Source organism: Pseudomonas sp. FYR_2 (genome assembly GCF_043106425.1).
GTDB classification, from domain to species: domain Bacteria; phylum Pseudomonadota; class Gammaproteobacteria; order Pseudomonadales; family Pseudomonadaceae; genus Aquipseudomonas; species Aquipseudomonas monteilii.
This window is the reverse complement of record NZ_JBICMM010000047.1, coordinates 38,437-62,616: the sequence shown is the minus strand read 5'-3', so window position 1 is coordinate 62,616 and position 24,180 is coordinate 38,437. Positions and strand designations below refer to the sequence as shown.

The window sequence follows — 24,180 nt, the reverse complement described above, 5'->3', positions numbered from 1 at the left end:
TTTGCGTATCAAGGCATAATGCGCGCCGCGCAGGTAGCGGCAGCAACACAAGGTGAGAGACGTGGTGAAGAAGACGCTGTTCCAATTGCACTGGTTCTTTGGCATCACCGCTGGCCTGGTGCTGGCCTTGATGGGCATCACCGGGGCCTTGTATTCGTTCCAGGAAGAACTGCTGCGCGCATTCAATGCCGATGTGCTTAAGGTAGAGGTGCGCGCCGAAGGCGTGCTGCCGCCAGCCGAACTGGTGCAGCGTGTAGAGGCCCAACAACACGACAAGGTGTCGATGCTGTGGGTCGACGTGCGTGAAGGTAACGCCGCGCGGGTCTTCTTCATGCCGCCACCGGGCGAACGCCGTGGCGAGCTGCGCTATGCCGACCCTTATACCGGCGAACTGAAGGGCGAAGTGGCCGGGCAAGGCTTCTTCAACCTCATGCTCAACCTGCACCGTTTCCTGGCCATGGGCGACACCGGCCGGCAGATTACCGGTGCCTGCACCCTGATGCTGGTGTTCTTCTGCCTCTCCGGCCTGTACCTGCGCTGGCCGCGCAAGGCACTGGACTGGCGCACCTGGCTGACCTTCGACTGGGCCAAGAAAGGCCGAGCCTTCAACTGGGACCTGCACGCCGTGGCCGGTACCTGGTGCCTGCTGTTCTATCTGCTGTTCGCCCTGACCGGGCTGTTCTGGTCCTATGAATGGTACCGCGAAGGCCTGAACAAGCTGCTGGCCGACGCGCCGGCGGCCGGCCAGCAACAAAAACGCGGCGAAGGCCGTGGCCGCCACGGGCCGCAGAAAGTCGACAAGAACGCCCCGCCGCTGGTGGTCGACTACGACGCAATCTGGGCCAACCTCAAAAACGCTGCCGGCCCAGGCCTTGCCGCCTACAACCTGCGCCTGCCAGCGGTTGGCGGCCAGCCGGCCAACCTGTTCTACCTGCTGGAAGACTCCGCCCACCCACGCGCCTTCAACACCCTGGTGCTGGACCCGGCCACCGGCCAGGTGAAAAACCACGACCGTTACACCGACAAGTCCTTCAAGGCCCAGCTGCTGCAGAGCGTCTACGCCCTGCACGTTGGCGAATACTTCGGCCTGCTGGGCCGCATCATCGTCACCCTCGCCAGCCTGACCATGCCGCTGTTCTTCGTCACCGGCTGGCTGCTGTACCTCGACCGCCGCCGCAAGAAGCGCCAGGTGCGCGAGGCACGAGGCAACGTGGCCAGCAACGATGGCAGCGGCGAAAGCTGGCTGATCGGTTTTGCCAGCCAAAGCGGCTTTGCCGAGCAGCTGGCCTGGCAGAGCGCCGGGCAGCTGCAAGCAGCTGGCATGCCGGTACAGGTGCGCGCCCTGGCCGAACTGGGTGAAAACGACCTTCGCCAAGCCCGCCGCGCGCTGTTCGTGATCAGCACCTTCGGCGACGGCGAAGCCCCCGACAGCGCCCGCGCCTTCGAGCGCAAGGTGCTTGGCCAACCTTGGGCGCTGAACAACCTCAGCTACGCTGTACTCGCCCTCGGCGACCGCCAGTATCCGCACTTCTGCGGCTTCGCCCGCCGCTTGCAGGCATGGCTGGGTGAGCGCGGCGCCAGCAGCGCGTTCAGCCCGGTGGAAGTGGACAATGCCGACCAGGCAGCGCTGCAGCAGTGGCAGCAAGAACTGGCGCAGCTGACCGGCGCCCAGCCGGTGGCCGCCTGGCAGCCGCCGAGCTTTGGCAACTGGTCACTGGTGCGCCGCGAACTGTTGAACCCTGGCAGCCAGGGGCAGCCGGTGTACCTGCTTGGCTTGCAACCGCAAGCGCCTGCCAGCTGGGAGGCCGGCGACCTGGTGGAGATCCTGCCACTCAATGGCCAGCCCCGTGTCGACGCTTTCCTCAATGGCCTGGCGCTAGACGCCAGTGCCAAGGTACAGGTGAATGGCCTGAGCGAAACCCTGGCCCTGGCCCTCGCTGGCCGCCAGTTGCCGGCACGCCGTGATCACTTGATCGGCTTGCAGCCGCAGGCGTTGATCGATGCACTGGTGCCGATCGGCAGCCGCGAATACTCCATCGCCTCGATCGCCAGCGATGGCGTGCTGGAGCTGATCGTGCGCCAGGAACGCCATGCCGATGGCCACCTGGGCCTGGGCTCGGGCTGGCTGACCGAGTACCTGCCGCTGAACGGCACCTTGAGCCTGCGCCTACGGCGTAACAGCGGCTTCCACCTGCCGGAAAGTGCTGCACCGATGATTCTGATCGGTAACGGCACCGGTCTGGCCGGTCTGCGTAGCCTGATCCGGGCGCGGGTGAATGCTGGCGAGCAGCGTAACTGGCTGCTGTTCGGCGAGCGTAACCGGGCGCATGACCTGCTGTGTGGCGAAGAGCTGCAAGGCTGGCTGGAAAGCGGTGATCTGGCACGGCTGGACCTGGCGTTCTCGCGAGATCAGGCCGAGAAGGTGTATGTGCAGGATGTGTTGCTGCAGCAGGCCGAGGCGTTCAAGCGCTGGGTGGCTGACGGCGCATGCGTGTACGTCTGCGGCAGCCTGCAAGGCATGGCTGCGGGGGTGGATGCAGCGCTCAACGGCATGCTTGGGGAAGCGGCTGTACAGCAGCTGATCGAGGATGGGCGGTATCGGCGGGATGTGTACTGATCAGATATTGATTTAGCCGGTGCCGGCCTCTTCGCGGGCAAGCCCCCTCCCACAGGGTCCACACAGATTTCGAATACTGTGCGGTACCTGTGGGAGCGGGCTTGCCCGCGAAGAGGCCGGTTCAGGCTGTCAGTGCAGCTCGAAGGTATCGGCATCCAGGTTGGCCGGAAACTTGGCCCGGTAAGCCGACAGCTCCGCCGCGCTCAACACTGCGGTAAACACCCCGTCCGCCTCCCCGGCACTGAGCAGGCTCTCGCCCTGGAAGTCCAGCACCTGGCTGTCCCCCGAATACGCAAAGCCCTTGCCGTCCGTCCCCACCCGGTTAACCGCCGCCACATAGCACAGGTTCTCGATCCCCCGCGCCGGCAGCAGCCGGTTCCAATGCTGGCGGCGCGCAGCCGGCCAGTTGGCGGTGTACAGCAGCAGGTCGGTGTCCTGGGCATCGCGGCTCCACACCGGGAAGCGCAGGTCGTAGCAGATCAGTGGGCGAATTCGCCAGCCCTTGAGCTCAAACTGGACCTGGCGCTCGCCCGGGGTGTAGTGCTTGTGCTCACCGGCCATGCGGAACAGGTGGCGCTTGTCGTAATGCAGGATTTCGCCGTCCGGCCGCGCCCACAGCAGGCGGTTGCGGTGGCTGCCGTCAGCGGCCTGGATGATCACGCTACCGGTAATCACCGCGTTGCACTTCTTCGCCTGAGTCTTCAACCACTTGTAGGTCGGGCCATTCTCCGGCTCGCACAGGCTTTCCGATTGCATTGAAAAACCAGTGGTGAACATTTCCGGCAGGATTACCAGGTCCACCTCGCCCACCTGCTCCAGCAGCACCTCGAAGTGCGCATAGTTGGCCTCACGGTCGTGCCAGGCCAGGGTGGTTTGCACCAGGGCGACTTTCAGGTTCGGCAGTGTGCTCAGATCGCGCATAGTCGTTCCGCTGCCTGACGCAGCGTCTCCTCTCGTTTGGCAAAGCACAGGCGAACCAGGCGTTGCTCGGGAATGGGTTGCTGGTAGAACACCGACACCGGAATGGTCGCCACCCCGTGCTCGCGGGTAAGCCACAGCGACATGTCGACATCGTTCAGGTCCGGGCGGATCTGCGAGTAGTCCACCAGCTGGAAATAGGTACCCGCCGTGCGGGTGAAGCTGAACCGCGAACCGTCCAGCAAGCCGCAGAACAGGTCTCGCTTAGCCTGGTAGAAGGCCGGCAGTTCATCGATGTGCTCGGGGTGTTCGGCCATGAAGTCGGCCAGTGCGCACTGCAATGGCGTCACGCCACAGAAGTTGACGTACTGGTGCACCTTGCGCAGCTCCGCACTCAGCGCCGGAGGGGCGATCACGTAGCCGGTCTTCCAGCCGGTAACGTGGTAGGTCTTGCCGAACGAGCTGACCACGAAGGCGCGTTGGTACAACTGCTCATGGGCCAGCACGCTGGCGTGGCGCACGCCGTCGTACACCAGATGCTCGTAGACTTCATCGCTGACCAGGTAGATATCGCGGTCGGCAATAAGCTTTGCCAGCTGGTCAAGGTCTTCGCGGGTGATCAGCGCGCCGCTGGGGTTGTGCGGCGAGTTGAGGATGACCATGCGCGTGCGCGGGCTCAAGGCATCGCTGAACTTCTGCCAGTCGATGCGGAAGTCGCCGTCGCTGAGTTGCACATGCACGCAGCGGCCACCGGCCAGTTCCACGGACGGCTCGTAGCTGTCGTAGCAAGGGTCGAAGACGATGACCTCGTCATCGGCATGCACCACGGCCTGAATGGCACAGAAGATCGCCTCGGTGGCACCGGGGGTGATGGTCACCTCCTGGTCGGCATCCACCCTGGCGCCGTACAGGCGCTCGACTTTGGCCACCACCTGTTGGCGCAGCGCCGGCAGGCCGGTCATTGGCGAATACTGGTTATGCCCGGCAGCCACATGCCGGCCTACTGCATCGAGCAGGGCCTGCGGGCCGTTGAAATCGGGGAAGCCTTGCGACAGGTTGAGCGCGCCGGTCTGCACGGCGAGCTGGGACATGGTGGTGAAGATGGTCGTGCCGACATTCGGCAGTTTGCTGCGGATCATGGAGCCCTCTTTCCTGGGGTGTATCCGGCACGGGTTGGAGTCCGAGCATAGCGGATCGAGCGGTCAGGAAAAAGGTTGAAACATTAGGGGCATTGCGCTGGATCAACGGGCCTCTTCGCGGCTAAAGCCGCCCCACAGGGACACCACAGATTTCGAAAACTGTGCAGTACCTGTGGGAGCGGGTTTACCCGCGAAGAGGCAGACGCGGAATCAGCGCTTGTCGCGGCGCTTTTTCTCGGCCTTCTTGTGGTGCGACATCAGGCGGCGCTTCTTGTTGACCTGGCGGTCGGTGAGGGTGTTCTTCTTGCCCTCGTACGGGTTCTCGCCGCCCTTGTACTCGATGCGGATCGGCGTACCGACCAGCTTCAGCACCCGGCGATAGGTGTTCTCCAGGTAACGGGAGTACGACTTCGGAATGCTCTCGGTCTGGTTGCCGTGGATCACGATCAGCGGCGGGTTGGCACCACCGAGGTGAGCATAGCGCAGCTTGATGCGGCGGCCGTTGACCAGTGGTGGCTGGTGCTCGCTGACAGCATCTTCGAGGATCTGCGTCAGGCGGCTGGTTGGCCAGCGGGTCACCGCCGAGGTGAACGCGGCCTGCACCGACTTGTACAGGTTGCCCACGCCGGTGCCGTGCAAGGCGGAGATGAAGTGGATATCGGCGAAGTCGACGAAGAACAGCCGACGCTCCAGCTCGGTCTTCACGTAGGCACGTTCACCCGGCTCCATGCCATCCCACTTGTTCAGCGCGATGACGATGGCGCGGCCAGCTTCGAGGGCGAAGCCCAGCAGATTGAGGTCATGGTCAACCACGCCTTCGCGGGCGTCCATGACGAAGATCACCACGTTGGCGTCCTTGATCGCCTGCAGCGTCTTGACCACCGAGAACTTCTCGACTTCCTCGTGGATCTTGCCGCGCTTGCGCACCCCGGCTGTGTCGATGAAGGTGTACTTGTCACCATCACGCTCGAACGGGATGTAGATACTGTCGCGGGTAGTGCCCGGCTGGTCGTAGACCACCACGCGCTCCTCACCGAGCATGCGGTTGACCAGGGTGGATTTACCCACGTTCGGGCGGCCGATGATGGCGATCTTGATGCCATCTTTCTCGCTCGGGCCAGGGATGCGCACGGCCTCTTCGCCTTCGGCGACTTCGGCATCCAGGGCTTCTTCGACCTGGTCGCGCGGCAGGTGGCCGAGCACGGCCTCCATCAGCGCGTTGATACCGCGGCCCTGGGAGCCCGCCACCGGAATGGCGTTGCCCATGCCCAGCGGCGAGAACTCGGCGCGGGCGACGTCGGCGTCGATGTTGTCGATCTTGTTGGCAACCAGAATCGCCGATTTGTTGCGCTTGCGCAGGTGCTCGGCAATCATCTGGTCAGCGGCGGTCATGCCGGCGCGGGCATCGACCAAGAACAGCACATAGTCGGCTTCTTCAATGGCCATGAGCGACTGCTCAGCCATTTTCTCGTCCATGCCCACTTCGTCACCGGTAATACCACCGGTGTCGATCAGAATGAAGGAACGACCCTGCCAGCTGGCATCGCCATACTGGCGGTCACGGGTCAGGCCCGACAAGTCACCGACGATGGCATCGCGGGTTTTGGTCAGGCGGTTGAACATGGTGGATTTGCCGACGTTCGGGCGGCCCACCAGGGCAATTACGGGAACCATCGGCTCTCCACTCTCGAATTCTTGAAAATGCAAAGGCCGCTGCAAGGCAGCGGCCGGAGTACGGGCGGCGTGTCCTACGCCGCGGCTTGAAGCCCGCCAAGGCTTCAAGCATAGCTTCAGCGGATGGTCAGTGCCTCGAGCTTGCCGCTGTTGCCAAAGACGTAGATGGTGTCGCCGACCACAAGTGGGCGGGCGCGCAGGCCATCGCTGTCGATACGCTCACGGCCTACGAAGCGGCCGTCCACCTGGCTCAGCAGGTGCAGGTAACCCTCGAAGTCACCCACTGCCACGTAGCTGCTGAACACTTCAGGCGCGGTCAACTGGCGGCGAGCCATGCTGTCGTTGCTCCACAGGGCACTGGAAGAGCGCTCGTCCACGCCTTCCACGGTACCCGATGCTTCGCTGACGTAGACGTTACCGAAGCCCTGGGCAACGCCCACATAGCTGGAAGCATCGCGCTGCCACAGCTCGCGACCGCTTTCCAGGTCCAGGCCCGCTACACGGCCTTGGTAGGTGCTGACGTACAGGGTACCACCAGACAGCAGCAAGCCGCCGTCGATATCAACCACACGGTCCAGCTCGGAGCGGCCCTTGGGGATGGCCACACGGCTTTCCCACACGGGTACGCCATTGTTGATGTCCACCGCGACCACCTTGCCGGTGGACAGGCCGGCCACGGCCAGGCGGTTGGTGGCAATCGGCGCGCCGGTGCCACGCAGGGTCAGCACGGCCGGGGAGTTTTCGTAGATCCAGCGGCGGTCGCCGGTGGCGGCATCCAGGCCGATCAGGCGGTCGTCCTGGGTCTGAACTACCACTACGTCACCGTTGTTGGCGGGTGGGGCTAGCACTTCGCTGGTCACGCGGGAGCGCCAACGCTCTTCACCGGTGCTGGAATCCAGGGCAATGACTTCACCCTTGAGGGTGCCGAGCATGACCAGGCCGTAGCCCACGCCAACTGCGCCGGAAACCTGCAGCTCCAGGTCCTTCTTCCACACGACATCGCCAGTGATGCGGTCCAGGGCGAACACTTCGCCGTTGACGTCGGAGGCGTAGATACGGTCGTTCTCGATGGCCGGCACCAAGGTGTTGTAGGTCTTACCCTGGCCGTCACCGATCGAACGGCTCCACTGCTTCTTCAGCACCACTTCCTCGGTGAACTTGGTCAGCTCGGCCGGAGGCAGTTCCTTCTTGCTGTTGCTGCTGCAACCTGCGGCCAGTACGGCCAGGGTCAGCACTGCTGCATGTTTCCAACCGATCACTTACGCGTCCCCTTTAGCCAGGTCATCCAGCTTCAATTGCAGGCCACCGACTGCCGCGTCATCGGACAGCGCAGCCTTGGCTTTTTCGTAAGCGCTGTGTGCGTCGGCAGCACGGCCCAGTTGCACCAGCAGGTCACCTTTCAACTCTTCACGGCTGGCCAGGAAGGCTTTGTCGGCGTCGCCGTCGAGCAGCTTGAGGGCGTCTTCGGCCTTGTTCTGGGCGGCCAGCACGCGAGCCAGGCGCTGGCGCGAAATCTCGCCCAAGGTCACGTCGGCCGGCTTGTCCAGCACGCTTTTCAGCTCGGCAGCGGCGTCGTCGAGCTTGCCGCTCTCGACTGCCACCTTGGCCACGAACAGGCTGCCGTACTGGGCGTAAGCAGTACCGCCGAACTCGCTCTTGAGCTTGCCGGCCAGTTCCGCGACCTTGGAGGCGTCTGGCTGGCCAGTCGGCGTCAGGCTGGTCTCAAGCAACGCCTGATACAGCTGCGAGGCACCTTGCGACTGGTTGTTCTGGTACTTGTGCCAGGTATTCCAACCCAACACCACCACGCCGGCCAGCAATGCGCCGGTCAGCAGCGGCTTGCCGTTGCGGTTCCACCAGTCCTTGACGCCTGCCAGATCATCATCATCGGTACTCGACACCCCAATACTCCTTTTCGCCTATTCGTTGTTGAACCGCGTTACGCCTGCGCGATCGCGGTTTCCAGGTGCTCTGCCAGAGCATCCCAGGCAATGTTCTGTTGTTCGCCCTGGCCACGCAGGGGCTTCAAGCCGATTTCTTGCTTGGCCAGCTCGTCGTCGCCCAGGATCAGGGCGAACAGCGCGCCACTCTTGTCGGCTTTCTTGAACTGGCTCTTGAAGCTGCCACCACCGGCGTTTACCGCCAGGCGCAGGCCTGGCAGGCGGTCACGCAGGCCTTCGGACAGGCGCAAACCAGCCAGCTCGGCCTGCTCGCCAAAGGCGCACAGGTAGACGTCGATCTGGCGGCTGATGGACTCCGGCACCTTGCCGAGGGTTTCCAGCAGCAGGATCAGACGCTCGATACCCATGGCGAAACCAACGCCGGTGGTCGGCTTGCCGCCCATCTGCTCGACCAGGCCGTCGTAGCGGCCGCCGGCACACACGGTGCCCTGGGCGCCCAACTTGTCGGTGACCCACTCGAACACGGTCTTGCTGTAGTAGTCCAGGCCACGCACCAGCTTGGTGTTGATCACGAACGGAATGCCGGCTGCGTCCAGGCGGGCCTTCAGGCCTTCGAAGTGCACGCGGGACGCTTCGTCCAGGTAGTCTTCCAGCTTCGGCGCCCCCACCAGCACCGCCTGGGTGTTCTGGTCCTTGCTGTCGAGAATGCGCAGCGGGTTGCTCTTCAGGCGGCGCTGGCTGTCTTCGTCCAGCTGCTCCAGGCGCGCCGAGAGGAACTCGACCAGCGCGTCACGGTAGCGTGCACGGGCCTCACTGGTACCCAGGCTGTTGAGCTCCAGCTTGACCGCGTCCTGGATGCCCAGCAGGCCCCACAGGCGCCAGGTCAGCATGATCAGCTCGGCATCGATGTCCGGGCCGTCCAGGTTGAACACTTCCACGCCAATCTGGTGGAACTGGCGGTAGCGGCCTTTCTGCGGGCGCTCGTGGCGGAACATCTGGCCGATGTACCACAGTTTCTGCACCTGGCCGTTGCCGGTGATGCCATGCTCCAGCACGGCACGCACGCACGCGGCGGTGCCTTCAGGGCGCAGGGTCAGCGAATCGCCGTTGCGGTCCTCGAAGGTGTACATCTCTTTTTCGACGATATCGGTCACTTCACCGATCGAGCGCTTGAACAGCTCGGTGAACTCGACGATCGGCGTGCGGATCTGGCTGTACCCGTAGGTATCCAGCAGACCGGCCACGGTGCCTTCGAAGTAGCGCCACAGTGGCGACTGTTCTGGCAGGATGTCGTTCATGCCACGGATGGCTTGCAGCGATTTGCTCACGAATAGTCCTTACGAATTCTGTGTGTCAGCCACGGGCGATCAGCGCCGCGTCGGCCTCGACCTTTTCGGCCGCTTTCTGGCGGATGAGTTTTTCCAGCTCATCGACCAGGTTGTCATTGGTCAGCTTCTGCGCAGGCTTGCCATCGATGTAGATCAGGTTCGGCGTGCCGCCGGTCAAGCCTACATGGGCTTCCTTGGCTTCGCCCGGGCCGTTGACCACGCAACCGATTACCGCCACGTCCAGCGGCACCAGCAGGTCTTCCAGGCGCCCTTCCAGCTCGTTCATGGTCTTGACCACATCGAAGTTCTGCCGCGAGCAGCTCGGGCAGGCGATGAAGTTGATGCCACGCGAGCGCAGGTGCAGCGACTTGAGGATGTCGTAGCCGACTTTCACTTCTTCGACCGGGTCGGCCGCCAGCGAGATACGGATGGTATCGCCAATGCCCTCGGCCAGCAGCATACCGAGGCCGACGGCGGATTTCACCGTCCCTGAACGCAGGCCACCGGCTTCGGTGATGCCCAGGTGCAGCGGCTGCACGATTTGCTTGGCCAGCAGGCGGTAGGCTTCGACGGCCATGAACACATCAGACGCCTTGACGCTGACTTTGAAGTCCTGGAAGTCCAGGCGGTCGAGGTGCTCGACATGGCGCAGGGCCGACTCCACCAGCGCCGCCGGGGTCGGTTCGCCGTACTTCTTCTGCAGGTCCTTTTCCAGCGAACCGGCGTTTACGCCGATACGGATCGGGATGCCACGGTCGCGGGCAGCATCGACCACGGCGCGTACACGGTCTTCACGACCAATGTTGCCCGGGTTGATACGCAGGCAATCGACGCCCAGTTCGGCTACGCGCAGTGCGATCTTGTAGTCGAAGTGGATGTCAGCGACCAGCGGCACGCTGACCAGTTGCTTGATCTTGCCAAACGCCTCGGCCGCGTCCATGTCCGGCACCGAAACCCGCACGATGTCCACGCCGGCATCGACCAGGCGCTGGATTTGCGCCACGGTCGCGGCGACATCGTTGGTGTCGGTGTTGGTCATGCTCTGCACCGCGATAGGTGCATCACCACCCACCGGCACATTGCCGACCCAGATTTTGCGGGATTCGCGACGTTTGATCGGAGATTCGCCGTGCATGACTTACTGTCCCAACTTCAGGCGAGCAGTCTCGCCACTGGTGAACGGGGCAACATCGACGGCCTGGCCGTTGTAGCTGACCTGGGCGCCACGGGCAAAGCCCAGGCGTACCGCGAACGGCGGCTTGCCGGTCAGCTCGAGGTTGTCCCCCTTGCGCTTGACGGCGCTGAACAGCACCTTGCCGTTGCCATCCGAGACCTGGGTCCAGCAATCGGCGGTGAACTGGATGGCGACCTTGGCGCTACCTGCCGGCACTGCGGCTGGCTCGGCAGCGGCCACGGCGGCTGGCGCTACAGGCGCAACGGCGGCCGGTGCAGGGGTAACCGGTGCGACCTGAGCAGGCGCTGCGCTGGCCGCAGGTTGCGCAGGCACCTGCTGGGCGGGTGCGGCAGCCGTTGGCGCCGGGGTTGCCGGGGCCTGTTCGGCAGTAGCGGCAGGCTGTTCGGCAGTGCCCTGGTCCAGTGCCAGCGGCGCGCTTTCAGGCTGCTGCCCAGCGGTCACGGCCTGATCTTCAGGCTCGTCAAGCGGGTGAATCTGGGTGGTGCCGTCGGCGCTCTCGACTTCGACGTGCTCCAAAGCAATCTTGGCCAGGTCCTTGCCACGCAGGCTGCCCTGGTCCTGCCACCAGACAAAGCCACCGCCGACCACCGCCACCAGCAACAGCAGGCTGACGCCGCGCAGGATGTTATGCGACAGGCGTACCGGCTCTTCGATACGGCCCAGCGAGTGCACATCGCTGCCTTTGGCGTGGGTACCGGTGTAGCGGTCGAAGGCCTCTACCAGGGTGGCCTGGTCCAGGTCCATCAATTTGGCATAGGCGCGGATATAGCCACGGGCGAAGGTATGACCGGGCAGCTTGTCGAAGGCGCCAGTTTCCACATGGTTCAACGAACTGACAGTGAGGTTGAGCTTGCGGGCCACCTCGGCTTGAGACCAGTCCCGTTTCTCACGGGCCAGGCGCAAAAGCTCACCGGGGTTCTGGCCAGGCGCTACTGCTACTTCGGGATGCGCGGCGTTCATCGTTGCTCCGACAGGTATTGCTGATATTCCGGCGTACCGGGATAAAGTCGTTGTAATTGCTGGCCCATCTCGGCCAGTGTGCCCTGCTCGTCGAACACCCGGGCAAGGCGGCTGCCCAGCAGCAGGCTACGGGCATCGTGGTCGCTCAACTGGCTGAAACGATCGTAGTAGTCCCGGGCCGGCACATAATGCCTGTTTTCGTAGGACAACTCAGCCATTTCCAGCAACGCTTTCGGTTGCCGCCGGTTGAGTTGCAACGCTTTCAGCAGATAAGCATGCGCCTGGTCGCGGCGATCGAGCTTCAGGGCAGTCAGGCCCAGGTTCTCGTACACGCGTGAGCGCTCAGGATACAGGGTATCGGCGCTGGCCAGGCGAAACATCTGCTCGGCCTCGGCAAATCGCCCCTGAGCATAAAGGAAACTGCCGTAATTGTTGCGCATTCGCGTGTCGCCGGCGCGCGCTTGCAAGGCCTTGCGAAAGTGGGCTTCAGCGAGCGCCGGCTCACCTTCGGCCTGGAACACCAGCGCCAGGGCCGCGTGCGCGTCGGCATCAGTGCTGTCGAGGGCCAGGGCCTTGCCCAGTGGCGCCTTGGCCTGCTCGGTCAAACCCTGTTGCAAATACCCCAGGCCCAGTTGCACATAAGCCCGCCCCGCCTCCGCCCTGCCCTGGCGGCTGGCCAGGGGGTCGCTCGCACCGCCCGACACACAGCCGGCCAGCAGCGAGAGCGCAAGGATCGACAGCGCGGCGCGCAGGCTCATGGGCAAGGTCCCGGTCAGTGGCTGGCGGCGCTGTCTTGCAGCTCGACGTCCGCGGAAAGCTGGCGCACGGCAATGTAGCGCTCGCTACGGCGGGTGCGGTCGTTGACCTGGCCGACCAGCTGACCGCAGGCAGCATCGATATCGTCACCACGGGTGGTGCGCGTGGTCACGTTGAAGCCACCGTGGTGCAGCAGGTCCTGGAAGCGACGAATGGCGTTGTTGCTTGGCCGCTCGTAGCCCGAATGCGGGAACGGGTTGAACGGGATCAGGTTGATCTTGCACGGCACGTCGCGCAGCAACTCGATCATCTGTGCGGCATGCTCAGGCTGGTCGTTGACGTCCTTGAGCAGGGTGTACTCGACAGTAAGCACGCGCTTGCCACCCAGGGTGGACATGTAGCCCATGCACGATTCCAGCAGCACTTTCAGCGGGTACTTCTTGTTGATCGGTACCAGCTTGTTGCGCAGTTCGTCGTTCGGTGCGTGCAGCGACAGGGCCAGCGACACGTCGATGTGCTTGGCCAGTTCGTCGATCATCGGCACCACGCCCGAGGTGGACAGGGTGACGCGACGCTTGGAAATGCCATAGCCCAGGTCATCCATCATGATTTTCATGGCGGCGATGACGTTGTCGAAGTTCAGCAAGGGCTCGCCCATGCCCATCATCACCACGTTGGTAATCGCGCGGTCGACTTTGGCAGGGACGGTCCCGAAGGATTTGTTGGCAAGCCACACCTGGCCGATCACTTCGGCGGCAGTGAGGTTGCTGTTGAAGCCTTGCTTGCCGGTGGAGCAGAAACTGCAGTCCAGGGCACAGCCGGCTTGCGACGATACGCACAAGGTGCCGCGGTCGTCGGTAGGAATGTAGACGGTCTCGACGCAGCTGCCGGAGGCAACGCGGATCACCCACTTGCGGGTACCGTCGGCGGAAATGTCTTCACTGACCACTTCCGGAGGCCGAATCTCGGCAACGGCCTCGAGCTTTTCGCGCAAGACCTTGCCTACGTTGGTCATGGCCGCAAAGTCGGACACGCCAAAATGGTGAATCCATTTCATCACCTGGCCGGCACGGAAGCGTTTTTCCCCGATCGAGTCGAAGAATTGTTCCATTTCCGGCTGGGTCAGACCCAACAGGTTGATTTTGCCAGTAGATGTCGTCATGGATTCACCCTCACCCGTAAGCTTTCGCTTAGCGAGTGGTTACCTCGGTAGCAGCGAAGAAGTAAGCGATTTCGCGAGCAGCAGCAGCTTCGGAGTCCGAACCGTGAACGGCGTTGGCGTCGATCGACTCGGCGAAGTCAGCACGGATGGTGCCTGGAGCAGCTTCTTTAGGGTTGGTAGCGCCCATCAGCTCACGGTTCAGAGCGATGGCGTTTTCGCCTTCCAGAACCTGAACAACAACCGGGCCGGAAGTCATGAAGGCAACCAGGTCACCGAAGAAGCCGCGCTCGCGGTGCTCAGCGTAGAAGCCTTCGGCTTCGGCTTTGGACAGTTGCTTGATTTTCGAGGCAACGATTTTCAGGCCGGCTTCTTCGAAGCGAGTGGTGATCTTGCCGATGACGTTTTTGGCAACGGCGTCAGGCTTGATGATCGAGAAAGTACGTTGGACAGCCATGGAAAACTCCAGAATATGAGTGACACGAAAAATTAAACCCGCGAATTATACGCGGGTTCCGGGGGATTGCCTAACCTGCAAGTGACGCTTAGTCGGCTTCGTCGATCCAGGCAGCCTGGATGGCCTCGAGCACTTTCTCACCGCCGCGTGACGGATCGTCGCTGAACTCTGGCAATGCCAGCACCCAGCGGTGCAGGTCTACGAAATTCACATAACGAGGATCGACCTCAGGCTTGCTTTCTGCAAGCTGAATGGCGATCTCAAGTACATCAATCCATTTCAGGCTCATGGTGCAAACCTCAGTGCGGCGCTTCAGCGGCGTGGTTGAGCGAGTACTTGGGGATCTCGATGGTCAGGTCTTCGTCAGCGACGACCACCTGGCAACCAAGCCGCGACTGCGCTTCCAGGCCCCAGGCCTTGTCCAGCATGTCTTCTTCCAGCTCGTCGGCTTCTTCCAGCGAGTCAAAACCCTTGCGCACGATGCAGTGGCAAGTGGTACAGGCCTTGACGCCGCCGCAGGCACTTTCCATCTCGATGTGATGGTCGTGGGCCAGTTCCAGGATGTTGGTCCCGGTCGGCACCTCCACGGTCAGCCCCTCGGGGCAGAACTTCTCATGCGGCAGGAATGTCACCAGCGGCATCGGTTACTCCTCGATCTCATTCAGGTTGCGCCCGGCCAGTGCGGCTTTGACCGTCGAATCAAGGCGACGGGCGGCAAATGCGTCGGTCACCTGCGACAGACGCTTGGTCTGTTGCTCGATGGCTGCGCCATCGGTGCCGGCCAGCAAATCACGTAGTTCTTGCATCTGGAATTCGATGGCTTCGCGCTCGTCACTGCTGAGCAGGCGCTCACCGTCGGCGTCCAGGGCGCCCTGTACCGCTTCAAGCAGGCGCTCGCCGTCCACCTGGTGCTCGCGCAGCTGGCGGGCGTGCTTGTCGGAACCTGCGTGTTCGAAGGAATCCTTCAGCATGCGGGCGATTTCGCCGTCGGTCAGGCCGTAGGACGGTTTGACCTGGATGCTGGCTTCCACGCCCGAGCCCAGTTCGCGGGCGGCAACGCTGAGCAGGCCGTCGGCATCCACCTGGAAGGTGACGCGGATTTTCGCCGCACCGGCAACCATGGCCGGAATGCCGCGCAGCTCGAAACGGGCCAGCGAACGGCAGTCGCTGATCAGCTCGCGCTCGCCCTGCAGGACGTGGATCATCATGGCCGTCTGGCCATCTTTATAAGTGGTGAACTCCTGGGCACGCGCCACCGGAATGGTGGTGTTGCGCGGGATCACTTTCTCCATCAGCCCGCCCATGGTCTCAAGACCCAGCGACAGCGGGATGACATCGAGCAGCAGCAGTTCGCCACCTTCGCGGCGGTTGCCGGCCAGGGTGTCGGCCTGAATGGCGGCACCGATGGCCACCACCTGGTCAGGGTCGATCGAGGTCAGCGGGGTACGGCCGAACAGCGCGCCCACGGCTTCGCGCACGCGCGGAACGCGGGTCGAGCCACCCACCATGACTACCGCACTGACTTCTTCCAGCTCCACGCCACTGTCGCGAACGGCGCGGCGGCAGGCCTTGAGGCTGCGGGCAACCAGCGGCTCGATCATGGCTTCGAAGGCGGCGCGGCTCAGTTCGCCCTGCCAGGCGCCATGGCTGACGCTGACCACATCGGCGTCGGTCAGGGCTTCCTTGGCGGCGCATGCTGTTTGCAGCAACGCACGCTGGGTGGCCGGGTCCAGGTCGGACGACAGGCCAGCCTGCTCAATGATCCAGCCGGCAATGGCGTGGTCGAAATCGTCACCACCCAGGGCGGTATCGCCACCGGTGGCCAGCACTTCGAACACGCCAGCGGTCAGGCGCAGGATGGAAATATCGAAGGTACCGCCGCCTAGGTCATAGATGGCCACCACGCCTTCGGCGTTCTGGTCCAGACCATAGGCCACGGCTGCCGCGGTCGGCTCGTTGAGCAGGCGCAGCACGTTCAGGCCTGCCAGGCGCGCAGCGTCCTTGGTGGCCTGGCGCTGTGCGTCGTCGAAATAGGCCGGCACGGTGATCACCGCGCCTACCAGCTCACCACCCAGGGTCGCTTCGGCGCGTTCGCGCAGCACTTTGAGGATATCGGCGGACACTTCCACCGGGCTTTTCGGCCCCTGCACCGTGTCGATGAACGGCATGTGCGACTCGCCACCCACAAAGCGGTATGGCAGCTGCTCGCCCAGTTGCTTGACGTCGGCCAGGCCGCGCCCCATCAGGCGCTTGACCGACAGCACGGTGTTCAGCGGGTCGCTGGAAGCGGCATCACGTGCGGCCTGCCCCACTTCGTTGCGCCCTTCGAGGTAGCGCACCGCGGACGGCAGAATGACGTTACCCTGCGCATCAGGCAGGGGCTCGCTACGGCCGCTGCGCAACGCGGCGACCAGAGAGTTGGTGGTACCCAGGTCGATCCCCACCGCCAGGCGGCGCTGGTGCGGCTGAGGGCTTTGACCGGGTTCGGCAATCTGCAGTAGGGCCATGCTTATCTGAATACCTTAGGTGCCATCACGGGCGACACCGGGTTAATCGTCGAGGCGCTCTTCCAGTTGGCGCACTTCTTGGGCGAGCTTGTCGAGGAACTGCATGCGGCGCATCAGGCGCTCGGCCTTTTCGCGCTCGCCTGGGGCATCCCAGCAGGCGGCAAAGTCCTCGTTCAGGGTGTCCTGGGCAGCCTTCAGGCGCCGCTTGAATACACCCACGCCGTCAAGGTCGGCTTCGTCCTGCAACTCTTCGAGCTCTTCACGCCACTGCATCTGCTGCAACAGGAAATCCGGGTCGTGGACCGTGACTTCCTGGGGCACTTCATGGCCGCTGATGGCCAGCAGGTAGCGGGCGCGACGTGGCGCACTGCGCAGTGTCTGGTAAGCGTCGTTGAGGGCTGCGGACTTTTCCAGCGCTACACGCTGCTCACGCTCGGAGGCGTCGGCAAAGCGGTCGGGATGGACTTCCCGGGCCAACTCGCGGTAGCGAGTGGCCAGCTTGTCGAGGTCCAGGCGGAAGCTTGGCTGGAGGTCAAACAATGCGTAATGACAAGGAGTACCCACAGCCAGCCTCAAACGTTGAAGCTTTCGCCGCAGCCACACTCACCGCGCACGTTGGGGTTGTTGAACTTGAAGCCTTCGTTCAACCCTTCCTTGACGAAATCCAGCTCGGTGCCGTCGAGGTAGACCAGGCTCTTGGGATCGATGATCACCTTCACGCCATGGTTCTCGAACACCTGGTCTTCGTCCGCCAGTTCGTCAACGAACTCCAGCACGTAGGCCAGGCCCGAGCAACCGGTGGTGCGCACGCCCAGGCGAATGCCCTCACCCTTGCCGCGCCCGTCGAGGGAGCGGCGAATGTGGTTGGCGGCGGCTTCTGTCATGCTGATAGCCATCAGGACTCCTTACCTCGCAACAGGCGGCTTAGATCAAGCCTTTCTTCTGCTTGTAATCGCGTACGGCTGCCTTGATGGCGTCCTCAGCGAGTACCGAGCAGTGGATCTTGACCGGCGGCAACGCCAGCTCTTCGGCCAGCTGGGTGTTCTTGATGGTCTCGGCTTCGTCCAGGGTCTTGCCCTTCATCCACTCGGTGGCGAGGGAGCTGGAAGCGATGGCCGAACCGCAGCCGTAGGTCTTGAACTTGGCGTCTTCGATAACGCCCTGCTCGTTGACCTTGATTTGCAGACGCATTACGTCACCGCACGCCGGGGCGCCGACCATGCCGGTGCCAACGTCTGGGTCTTCAGCATTCATCTTGCCGACGTTGCGTGGGTTTTCGTAGTGGTCGATGACCTTTTCACTGTATGCCATGGTGCAATTCCTTCCTCATCAGGGAGCCGCTCTTGCCGGCGACTGCTTAGTGGGCGGCCCACTCGATCTTGGAGATGTCAACGCCGTCTTTGTACATGTCCCACAGCGGCGACAGCTCACGCAGTTTGTTGACGGCCTCGCAGACTTTCTGCGCGGCGTAGTCGACTTCTTCTTCAGTGGTGAAACGGCCGAAAGAGAAGCGGATCGAGCTGTGCGCCAGCTCGTCGTTGCGGCCCAGGGCGCGCAGCACGTACGAAGGTTCGAGCGACGCGGAGGTGCAGGCCGAACCGGACGAAACGGCGATGTCCTTCAGCGACATCAGCAGCGATTCGCCTTCGACGTAGTTGAAGCTCAGGTTCAGGTTGTGCGGCACGCGGGCGGTCTGGCTGCCGTTGACGTACAGCTCTTCCAGGTCCGAAACCTGCTTGAAGAAGCGGTCGCTCAGGGCCTTGATGCGCGCGTTCTCTGCGACCATTTCCTGCTTGGCGATGGCGAACGCTTCGCCCATGCCGACAATCTGGTGAGTTGGCAGGGTGCCCGAACGCATGCCGCGCTCATGGCCACCGCCGTGAATGATGGCTTCCAGGCGTACACGCGGCTTGCGGCTGACGTACAGCGCGCCGATACCTTTAGGGCCGTAGACCTTGTGCGCCGAGAACGACATCAGGTCGACTTTCAGTTTTTGCAGGTCGATTTCGACCTTGCCGGCCGACTGGGCGGCATCGACGTGGAACAGGACGCCGCGCGAGCGGGTCAGTTCACCGATGGCGGCGATGTCGTTGATCGAGCCGACTTCGTTGTTCACGTGCATCAGCGAGACCAGGATGGTGTCGTCGCGCAGCACCGCTTCTACCATGGCCGGGGTGACGATGCCGTCTTCGCCTGGCTCAAGGTAGGTGACTTCGAAACCTTCACGCTCCAGCTGGCGAGCGGTATCCAGGACCGCCTTGTGCTCGATCTTGGAGGTGATGATGTGCTTGCCCTTGGTCTGATAGAAGTGCGCGACGCCTTTCAGTGCGAGGTTGTCGGACTCGGTGGCACCGCTGGTCCAGACGATTTCGCGCGGATCAGCGTTGATCAGCTCGGCAACCTGGCGACGACCGTTCTCGACCGCTTCCTCGGCCTTCCAGCCGAAGACGTGGGAGCGCGAAGCCGGGTTACCGAAGTTCCCGTCGACCAGCAGGCAGTCGGCCATCTTCTGGGCCACGCGTGGGTCGACCGGAGTGGTCGCGGAGTAATCGAGGTAGATCGGCAACTTCATTTGTCTCTCCTATCAGGCGGTGGCGTCGCTCATCGTCCCTGGGGGATCAATCGACGGCGGACGTCTCAATCTTGTCCAGCTGGGCGGTTCGGCCTGCGACACGTCGCAAGTCCTGGCGCTGGGCGACTTCCTGCACCTCACGGCGCATGACGAGGTCGGCCAGGCTGATGCCGCTGAGGAATTCATGGATCTGCTGGCTGAGGTCGCACCACAGGTGGTGGGTCAGGCAGGTATCACCGGCATGGCAGTCCCCGAGGCCCTGACAACGGGTAGCATCGACCGATTCGTTGACCGCATCGATGACCTGGGCCACCTGGATGGTTTCCATGCCCCGCGACAGCTGGTAGCCACCGCCTGGACCGCGCACGCTGGAAACCAGGCTGCTGCGGCGCAGCTTGGCGAACAGCTGTTCCAGATAAGAGAGGGAAATGCCCTGGCGCTCGGAAATATCGGCCAAAGACACCGGCCCATGCTGCGCGTGCAACGCCAGGTCAAGCATGGCGGTCACGGCGTATCGGCCTTTGGTAGTCAGTCGCATGGCTATTGGGTACCACGGGAGTTTCGGGATGTGTGCGAGTATGCGATTCCCGAGCATTTAAGTCAACTATAAGACCTAGTGCTTTAGTCGGGTTTGCATCGGGGAGGCGGGCGCGAGTGTAGCAGACGAGGGGCGTGAGCACACGCCCCGTATGTCACTATGATTTCAGTGCGGCGCAATCAATGCGACTGAGTGTCGCGCTGGGCCACCTTGGCCTCCTCGGCAAAATCGTCTTCCGGCAGGGCTGGCAGCTCCTTGGCACAGTAGTCACTACCCATCTTGGTCAGGGCGCCACACATACCCTCCAGCCGCTCGTCGACCGCTTGCAAGTGATCGAGCATCTGGCCGATGGCGCGCGCCACCGGGTCGGGCATGTCACCACTGACGCCGTAGGCATCGAAGCCGATCTTCTCGGCCATGGCCTTGCGCTTGGCCTCGACTTCGTTGTCTTCGCTCTTGACGATGATCCGCCCCGGGATGCCCACCGCCGTGGCGCCCGCTGGCACCGCCTTGGTCACCACTGCATTGGAACCAATCTTGGCGCCGGCACCGACGGTGAACGGGCCCAACACTTTGGCCCCCGCCCCTACCACCACGCCGTTCTCCAGGGTGGGGTGGCGCTTGCCTTTGTTCCAGCTGGTGCCGCCCAGGGTCACGCCCTGATAAAGCGTGACGTCGTCGCCGATTTCGGCGGTTTCGCCAATGACGATACCCATGCCGTGGTCAATGAAGAAGCGCCGGCCGATGGTGGCGCCCGGGTGGATCTCGATACCGGTCAACCAGCGGCCGAAGTTGGACACCAGCCGGGCCAGCCACTTGAAATCACGCTTCCACAAGGCGTTGCCGAGGCGGTGCAACCAGATGGCATGCATGCCGGGGTAGCAGGTGAGCACCTCGAAGGCATTGCGCGCCGCCGGGTCACGGTGGAATACGCTTTGAATATCTTCACGCAGGCGTTCGAACATCTGTCAGTCCTTCCGTTTATGCGGCTCGCCCCGGACCACTTTCTGGGTCTCGGTAAGGATGCCGCGCAAAATGCTCATTTCCGAACGTTCGACCGCCACCCGCCCATACAGCCTGCGCAAGCGCGGCATCAGGTACTTGGGTTTTTCCGGGTCGAGGAAGCCGATGCCCACCAGGGTTTTTTCCAGGTGGTCGTAGAACAGCTCCATTTCGTCCATGGTCGCCAGCTCGCTGGCGTCAACCTTCTCGACTTTTTCCGGCGCTGCACCGCCAGCCAGCCACGCCATGCGCACCTCATAAGAGAGCACCTGCACGGCAGCGGCCAGGTTCAGCGAACTGAAGTCGGGGTTGGAGGGAATGTGCACGTGGAAGTGACATCGCTGCAGTTCTTCGTTGGTCAGGCCGGCGTGTTCGCGCCCGAACACCAGGGCGATTTCTTCGCCGCCATTGGCATGCTCCACCGCCTTGGCACCGCACTCGCGCGGGCCGATCAACGGCCACGGGATGCTGCGCTCGCGGGCGCTGGTGCCCATCACCAGGTTGCAGCCGACCAGCGCCTGTTCAAGGCTGTCGACCACCTGGGCGTTATCCAGCACATCGTCGGCGCCCGAGGCACGGGCACTGGCATCCACGGCGGGGAATTCTTTCGGCTGCACCAGCACCAGACGCGACAAGCCCATGTTTTTCATGGCACGCGCAGCGCCGCCGATGTTGCCGGGGTGGCTGGTATTGACCAGAACAACACGAATATTTTGCAGCAAGGTGTTGTGCTCACAGATGCAGGAATCAGGGCCTTCGATCTTACAGAACCGACAGACGTAACGCCATGAAAGCAAATGTGACACTTCTGCCGCCAAAGTTTTCTGCTAGAATGATCGGCTTTCTTCTTTAACATCTCCAGGTGACCCGCCCATGCAGCCTATGCTGAATATCGCCCTGCGCGCCGCTCGCAGCGCCAGTGAACTGATTTTCCGCTCCATCGAACGCCTGGATAGCATCAAGGTGGACGAGAAAGAGGCTAAGGACTACGTTTCCGAGGTTGATCGCGCCGCCGAGCAGAGCATCGTCAACGCCCTGCGCAAGGCCTACCCGAACCACTCCATCCAGGGCGAGGAAACCGGCCTGCACGCGGGTAGCGGCGAAGAAGGCAAGGATTACCTGTGGATCATCGACCCGCTGGACGGCACCACCAACTTCCTGCGTGGCATCCCGCACTTCGCCGTCAGCATCGCCTGCAAATACCGTGGCCGCCTTGAGCACGCCGTGATCGTCGACCCGGTTCGCCAGGAAGAATTCACCGCCAGCCGTGGCCGTGGCGCCCAACTCAATGGCCGCCGCCTGCGCGTCAGCTCGCGCACCAGCCTGGAAGGTGCCCTGCTGGGTACCGGCTTCCCGTTCCGTGACAACCAGATGGCTGACATGGACAACTACCTGGGCATGTTCCGCGCCCTGACTGGCCAGACCGCCGGCATCCGCCGCGCCGGCTCCGCCAGCCTGGACCTGGCCTACGTGGCCGCTGGCCGTTTCGACGCCTTCTGGGAGTCGGGCCTATCCGAGTGGGACATGGCAGCCGGCGTGCTGCTGATACAGGAAGCCGGTGGTTTGGTGAGCGACTTCAACGGTGGCCACGACTTCCTCGACAAAGGCCATATCGTTGCGGGCAACATCAAGTGCTTCAAGGCAGTCCTGACGGCCATCCAACCGCACCTGCCAGAGAGCATGAAGCGCTAAGCGCGGATTGCCTGAAAACAAAAAGCACCCCGCGGGGTGCTTTTTTTATGCCTGCAGGTTTTGCATTTCCTGTACCGGCCTCTTCGCGGGCAAGCCCGCTCCCACAGGGATAGCACCAACCTCAAAGGCAGCGCAGCACCTGTGGGAGCGGGTTTACCCGCGAAAGGGCCAGCACAGGCAACACAAATTACTGCGCAGCATCGCTCAGGATCAGCTTGCCATTCTTGTCCAGCGGAATGGTCGACCCCGGCTCGCGATCCATCTTCACCTTGCCGACCTGATCGCCAATGGAATAGGTCACGTTGTAGCCCACCACCTTCTCACTGATGTCATTCACCGTGTTGCAGCGAGTTTGCGTGGTGGTGTAGGTGTCACGCTCCTGCATGCCTTCCTGCACCTTGTTACCGGCATAACCACCACCGACCGCACCGGCCACGGTGGCGATCTTCTTGCCGGTGCCGCCGCCAATCTGGTTACCCAGCAAACCACCGGCGATTGCACCCACCACAGTACCGGCGATCTGGTGCTGGTCCTTGACCGGCGCCTGACGCGTCACAGCGACGTCCTTGCAGACTTCGCGCGGGGTTTTTACCTGTTGTTTGATCGGTTGCACGTCGGTGACCTGCGCATACTCAGGCCCCTTGTTGACCAAGCTGTAGGTCGCCACAGCACCTCCGGCAGTTACACCGACAGCACCCAGTACCGCACCCACCAGCATTGATTTGTTCACATGAACCTCCTGATCATACCCGCGGGGGTTAGCCCGCCTTCTCCCAGCCTTGGAGCAAAAAAAAAGGCGCGAGTTCAATACTCGCGCCTTTCGGGCAGCCAAACGGCGTGAGACAAGCCCTTATGGGCGCTCGTCCACACCTTCCGCCTTGGTCGGCGGGATCAGGTCTTCGCTGTTCAGGTTCAGCCAGATCAGCACCACGTTGGCGATGTAGATCGACGAGTAGGTACCGGCCATGACGCCGATGAACAGGGCCAGCGAGAAGCCGAACAGGTTATCACCACCGAAGAACAGCAGTGCGGCAATGGCCAGCAAGGTCGAAACCGAGGTGGCGACGGTACGCAGCAGGGTCTGGGTGGTGGAAACGTTGATGTTTTCGATCAACGAGGCCTTGCGCATGACACGGAAGTTTTCACGCACCCGGTCGAATACCACGATGGTGTCGTTCAGCGAGTAACCGATGATCGCCAGCACCGCTGCCAGCACCGTCAAGTCGAAGGTGATCTGGAAGAACGACAGGATACCCAGGGTGACCACTACGTCGTGAATCAGCGAGATGATCGCACCCACGGCAAACTTCCACTGGAAGCGGAAGGCCAGGTAGATAAGGATGCCGCCCAGGGCCAGGAGCATGCCCATGCCGCCCTGGTCGCGCAGCTCTTCACCCACCTGCGGCCCAACGAACTCGACACGCTTGAGCGTGGCTGGGTTATCGCCGCCAGCCTTCTGCAAAGCAGCGGCTACCTTGTTACCCAGTTGCGGGTCATCGCCCGGCATACGCACCAGCAGGTCGGTGGTAGCGCCAAAGCTCTGTACCACGGCCTCGTGGAAGCCCGAATTGACCAGCTCGGCACGCACCGCCTTGAGGTCGGCCGGGCGCTCGTAAGTCAGCTCGATCAGCGTACCGCCGGTGAAGTCCAGGCCAAAGTTGAGGCCCTTCTGCCACCAGCTGAACAGCGCCAGCACGGTGAGGAGCACGGTAATGGCGAACGCGACATTGCGCACGCCCATGAAGTTGATGGTTTTCATCGCAGC

General features: G+C 62.8%; 25 protein-coding genes. 2 read left to right on the top strand and 23 right to left on the bottom strand.

Annotated features, from left to right (window positions below; all coding sequences use genetic code 11):
• The first annotated feature begins 61 nt into the window (after window positions 1-61).
• Window positions 62-2,617 (top strand): sulfite reductase flavoprotein subunit alpha, encoded by a 2,556-nt coding sequence (locus tag ACF8R4_RS20565; protein WP_060501822.1) that lies wholly within the window; start codon window positions 62-64, stop codon window positions 2,615-2,617.
• A 129-nt stretch (window positions 2,618-2,746) separates the two neighbouring features.
• On the opposite strand, the gene ACF8R4_RS20560 is transcribed toward ACF8R4_RS20565, so the two are convergent.
• From ACF8R4_RS20560 to trmJ, 21 genes are all read right to left on the bottom strand, one after another.
• Complete coding sequence (locus tag ACF8R4_RS20560; RefSeq protein WP_060501824.1) at window positions 2,747-3,538, bottom strand: amidohydrolase; 792 nt, start codon at window positions 3,536-3,538, stop codon at window positions 2,747-2,749.
• Window positions 3,526-4,674, bottom strand: a complete 1,149-nt coding sequence (locus ACF8R4_RS20555) for a pyridoxal phosphate-dependent aminotransferase (RefSeq protein ID WP_156867111.1) — start codon at window positions 4,672-4,674, stop codon at window positions 3,526-3,528. The genes ACF8R4_RS20560 and ACF8R4_RS20555 overlap by 13 nt, the downstream gene beginning before the upstream one ends.
• 210 nt (window positions 4,675-4,884) lie before the next feature.
• Window positions 4,885-6,348, bottom strand: a complete 1,464-nt coding sequence (gene der / locus ACF8R4_RS20550) for a ribosome biogenesis GTPase Der (protein WP_104834022.1) — start codon at window positions 6,346-6,348, stop codon at window positions 4,885-4,887.
• 116 nt (window positions 6,349-6,464) lie between these two features.
• Window positions 6,465-7,607: an outer membrane protein assembly factor BamB gene (bamB, locus tag ACF8R4_RS20545; protein ID WP_060501830.1), complete on the bottom strand. Its 1,143-nt coding sequence runs from the start codon at window positions 7,605-7,607 to the stop codon at window positions 6,465-6,467.
• The gene (locus tag ACF8R4_RS20540; protein WP_060501832.1) at window positions 7,608-8,249 is read right to left on the bottom strand and encodes a tetratricopeptide repeat protein; all 642 of its coding nucleotides are present in this window, start codon (window positions 8,247-8,249) and stop codon (window positions 7,608-7,610) included. It abuts the gene before it with no gap.
• A gap of 38 nt (window positions 8,250-8,287) precedes the next feature.
• Entirely contained in the window at window positions 8,288-9,577 is a 1,290-nt protein-coding gene (hisS, locus tag ACF8R4_RS20535) for a histidine--tRNA ligase (protein WP_016713198.1), read from the bottom strand.
• Between the two features lie 25 nt (window positions 9,578-9,602).
• Window positions 9,603-10,712, bottom strand: coding sequence for a flavodoxin-dependent (E)-4-hydroxy-3-methylbut-2-enyl-diphosphate synthase (ispG, locus tag ACF8R4_RS20530; RefSeq protein WP_156867112.1), 1,110 nt, complete (start codon window positions 10,710-10,712; stop codon window positions 9,603-9,605).
• Between the two features lie 3 nt (window positions 10,713-10,715).
• Entirely contained in the window at window positions 10,716-11,732 is a 1,017-nt protein-coding gene (locus ACF8R4_RS20525; RefSeq protein ID WP_156867113.1) for a RodZ domain-containing protein, read from the bottom strand.
• Window positions 11,729-12,490 (bottom strand): type IV pilus biogenesis/stability protein PilW, encoded by a 762-nt coding sequence (gene pilW / locus ACF8R4_RS20520; protein ID WP_060501835.1) that lies wholly within the window; start codon window positions 12,488-12,490, stop codon window positions 11,729-11,731. Before pilW ends, ACF8R4_RS20525 begins: the two co-directional genes overlap by 4 nt.
• 14 nt (window positions 12,491-12,504) lie before the next feature.
• Window positions 12,505-13,650, bottom strand: a complete 1,146-nt coding sequence (rlmN, locus tag ACF8R4_RS20515) for a 23S rRNA (adenine(2503)-C(2))-methyltransferase RlmN (protein ID WP_012270596.1) — start codon at window positions 13,648-13,650, stop codon at window positions 12,505-12,507.
• 28 nt (window positions 13,651-13,678) lie between these two features.
• Window positions 13,679-14,104 (bottom strand): nucleoside-diphosphate kinase, encoded by a 426-nt coding sequence (gene ndk / locus ACF8R4_RS20510; protein WP_060501837.1) that lies wholly within the window; start codon window positions 14,102-14,104, stop codon window positions 13,679-13,681.
• Window positions 14,105-14,192: 88 nt separating this feature from the next.
• The gene (iscX, locus tag ACF8R4_RS20505) at window positions 14,193-14,393 is read right to left on the bottom strand and encodes a Fe-S cluster assembly protein IscX (RefSeq protein WP_016713204.1); all 201 of its coding nucleotides are present in this window, start codon (window positions 14,391-14,393) and stop codon (window positions 14,193-14,195) included.
• A 10-nt stretch (window positions 14,394-14,403) separates the two neighbouring features.
• Window positions 14,404-14,745, bottom strand: a complete 342-nt coding sequence (gene fdx, locus ACF8R4_RS20500; protein ID WP_012270595.1) for an ISC system 2Fe-2S type ferredoxin — start codon at window positions 14,743-14,745, stop codon at window positions 14,404-14,406.
• A gap of 3 nt (window positions 14,746-14,748) precedes the next feature.
• On the bottom strand, window positions 14,749-16,611 hold the full coding sequence (gene hscA / locus ACF8R4_RS20495) for a Fe-S protein assembly chaperone HscA (protein WP_104834021.1): 1,863 nt from the start codon (window positions 16,609-16,611) through the stop codon (window positions 14,749-14,751).
• Window positions 16,612-16,653: 42 nt separating this feature from the next.
• Window positions 16,654-17,175 (bottom strand): co-chaperone HscB, encoded by a 522-nt coding sequence (gene hscB / locus ACF8R4_RS20490; RefSeq protein WP_060501842.1) that lies wholly within the window; start codon window positions 17,173-17,175, stop codon window positions 16,654-16,656.
• An 8-nt stretch (window positions 17,176-17,183) separates the two neighbouring features.
• Complete coding sequence (iscA, locus tag ACF8R4_RS20485; protein WP_003248536.1) at window positions 17,184-17,507, bottom strand: iron-sulfur cluster assembly protein IscA; 324 nt, start codon at window positions 17,505-17,507, stop codon at window positions 17,184-17,186.
• A 28-nt stretch (window positions 17,508-17,535) separates the two neighbouring features.
• The gene (gene iscU, locus ACF8R4_RS20480) at window positions 17,536-17,922 is read right to left on the bottom strand and encodes a Fe-S cluster assembly scaffold IscU (protein ID WP_003248539.1); all 387 of its coding nucleotides are present in this window, start codon (window positions 17,920-17,922) and stop codon (window positions 17,536-17,538) included.
• A 46-nt stretch (window positions 17,923-17,968) separates the two neighbouring features.
• Window positions 17,969-19,183 carry an IscS subfamily cysteine desulfurase gene (locus ACF8R4_RS20475; RefSeq protein ID WP_012270592.1) on the bottom strand — a complete coding sequence of 405 codons (1,215 nt, stop codon included), beginning with the start codon at window positions 19,181-19,183 and terminating at the stop codon, window positions 17,969-17,971.
• Between the two features lie 46 nt (window positions 19,184-19,229).
• On the bottom strand, window positions 19,230-19,721 hold the full coding sequence (gene iscR / locus ACF8R4_RS20470) for a Fe-S cluster assembly transcriptional regulator IscR (protein WP_008092572.1): 492 nt from the start codon (window positions 19,719-19,721) through the stop codon (window positions 19,230-19,232).
• Window positions 19,722-19,900: 179 nt separating this feature from the next.
• A complete protein-coding gene (cysE, locus tag ACF8R4_RS20465) occupies window positions 19,901-20,686 on the bottom strand; it encodes a serine O-acetyltransferase (RefSeq protein WP_016713210.1) in 786 nt (261 codons plus the stop codon).
• Window positions 20,687-20,689: 3 nt separating this feature from the next.
• Window positions 20,690-21,445, bottom strand: coding sequence for a tRNA (cytosine(32)/uridine(32)-2'-O)-methyltransferase TrmJ (gene trmJ / locus ACF8R4_RS20460; RefSeq protein WP_060501844.1), 756 nt, complete (start codon window positions 21,443-21,445; stop codon window positions 20,690-20,692).
• Between the two features lie 151 nt (window positions 21,446-21,596).
• On the opposite strand from trmJ, the gene suhB reads away from it, so the two are divergent.
• Complete coding sequence (suhB, locus tag ACF8R4_RS20455) at window positions 21,597-22,415, top strand: inositol-phosphate phosphatase (protein ID WP_016713212.1); 819 nt, start codon at window positions 21,597-21,599, stop codon at window positions 22,413-22,415.
• 187 nt (window positions 22,416-22,602) lie between these two features.
• Here the strand turns inward: suhB and ACF8R4_RS20450 are convergent, their stop codons facing one another.
• Complete coding sequence (locus ACF8R4_RS20450) at window positions 22,603-23,145, bottom strand: glycine zipper 2TM domain-containing protein (protein WP_060501846.1); 543 nt, start codon at window positions 23,143-23,145, stop codon at window positions 22,603-22,605.
• Between the two features lie 120 nt (window positions 23,146-23,265).
• Window positions 23,266-24,174 carry a protein translocase subunit SecF gene (gene secF, locus ACF8R4_RS20445; protein ID WP_060501847.1) on the bottom strand — a complete coding sequence of 303 codons (909 nt, stop codon included), beginning with the start codon at window positions 24,172-24,174 and terminating at the stop codon, window positions 23,266-23,268.
• Window positions 24,175-24,180 lie beyond the last annotated feature (6 nt).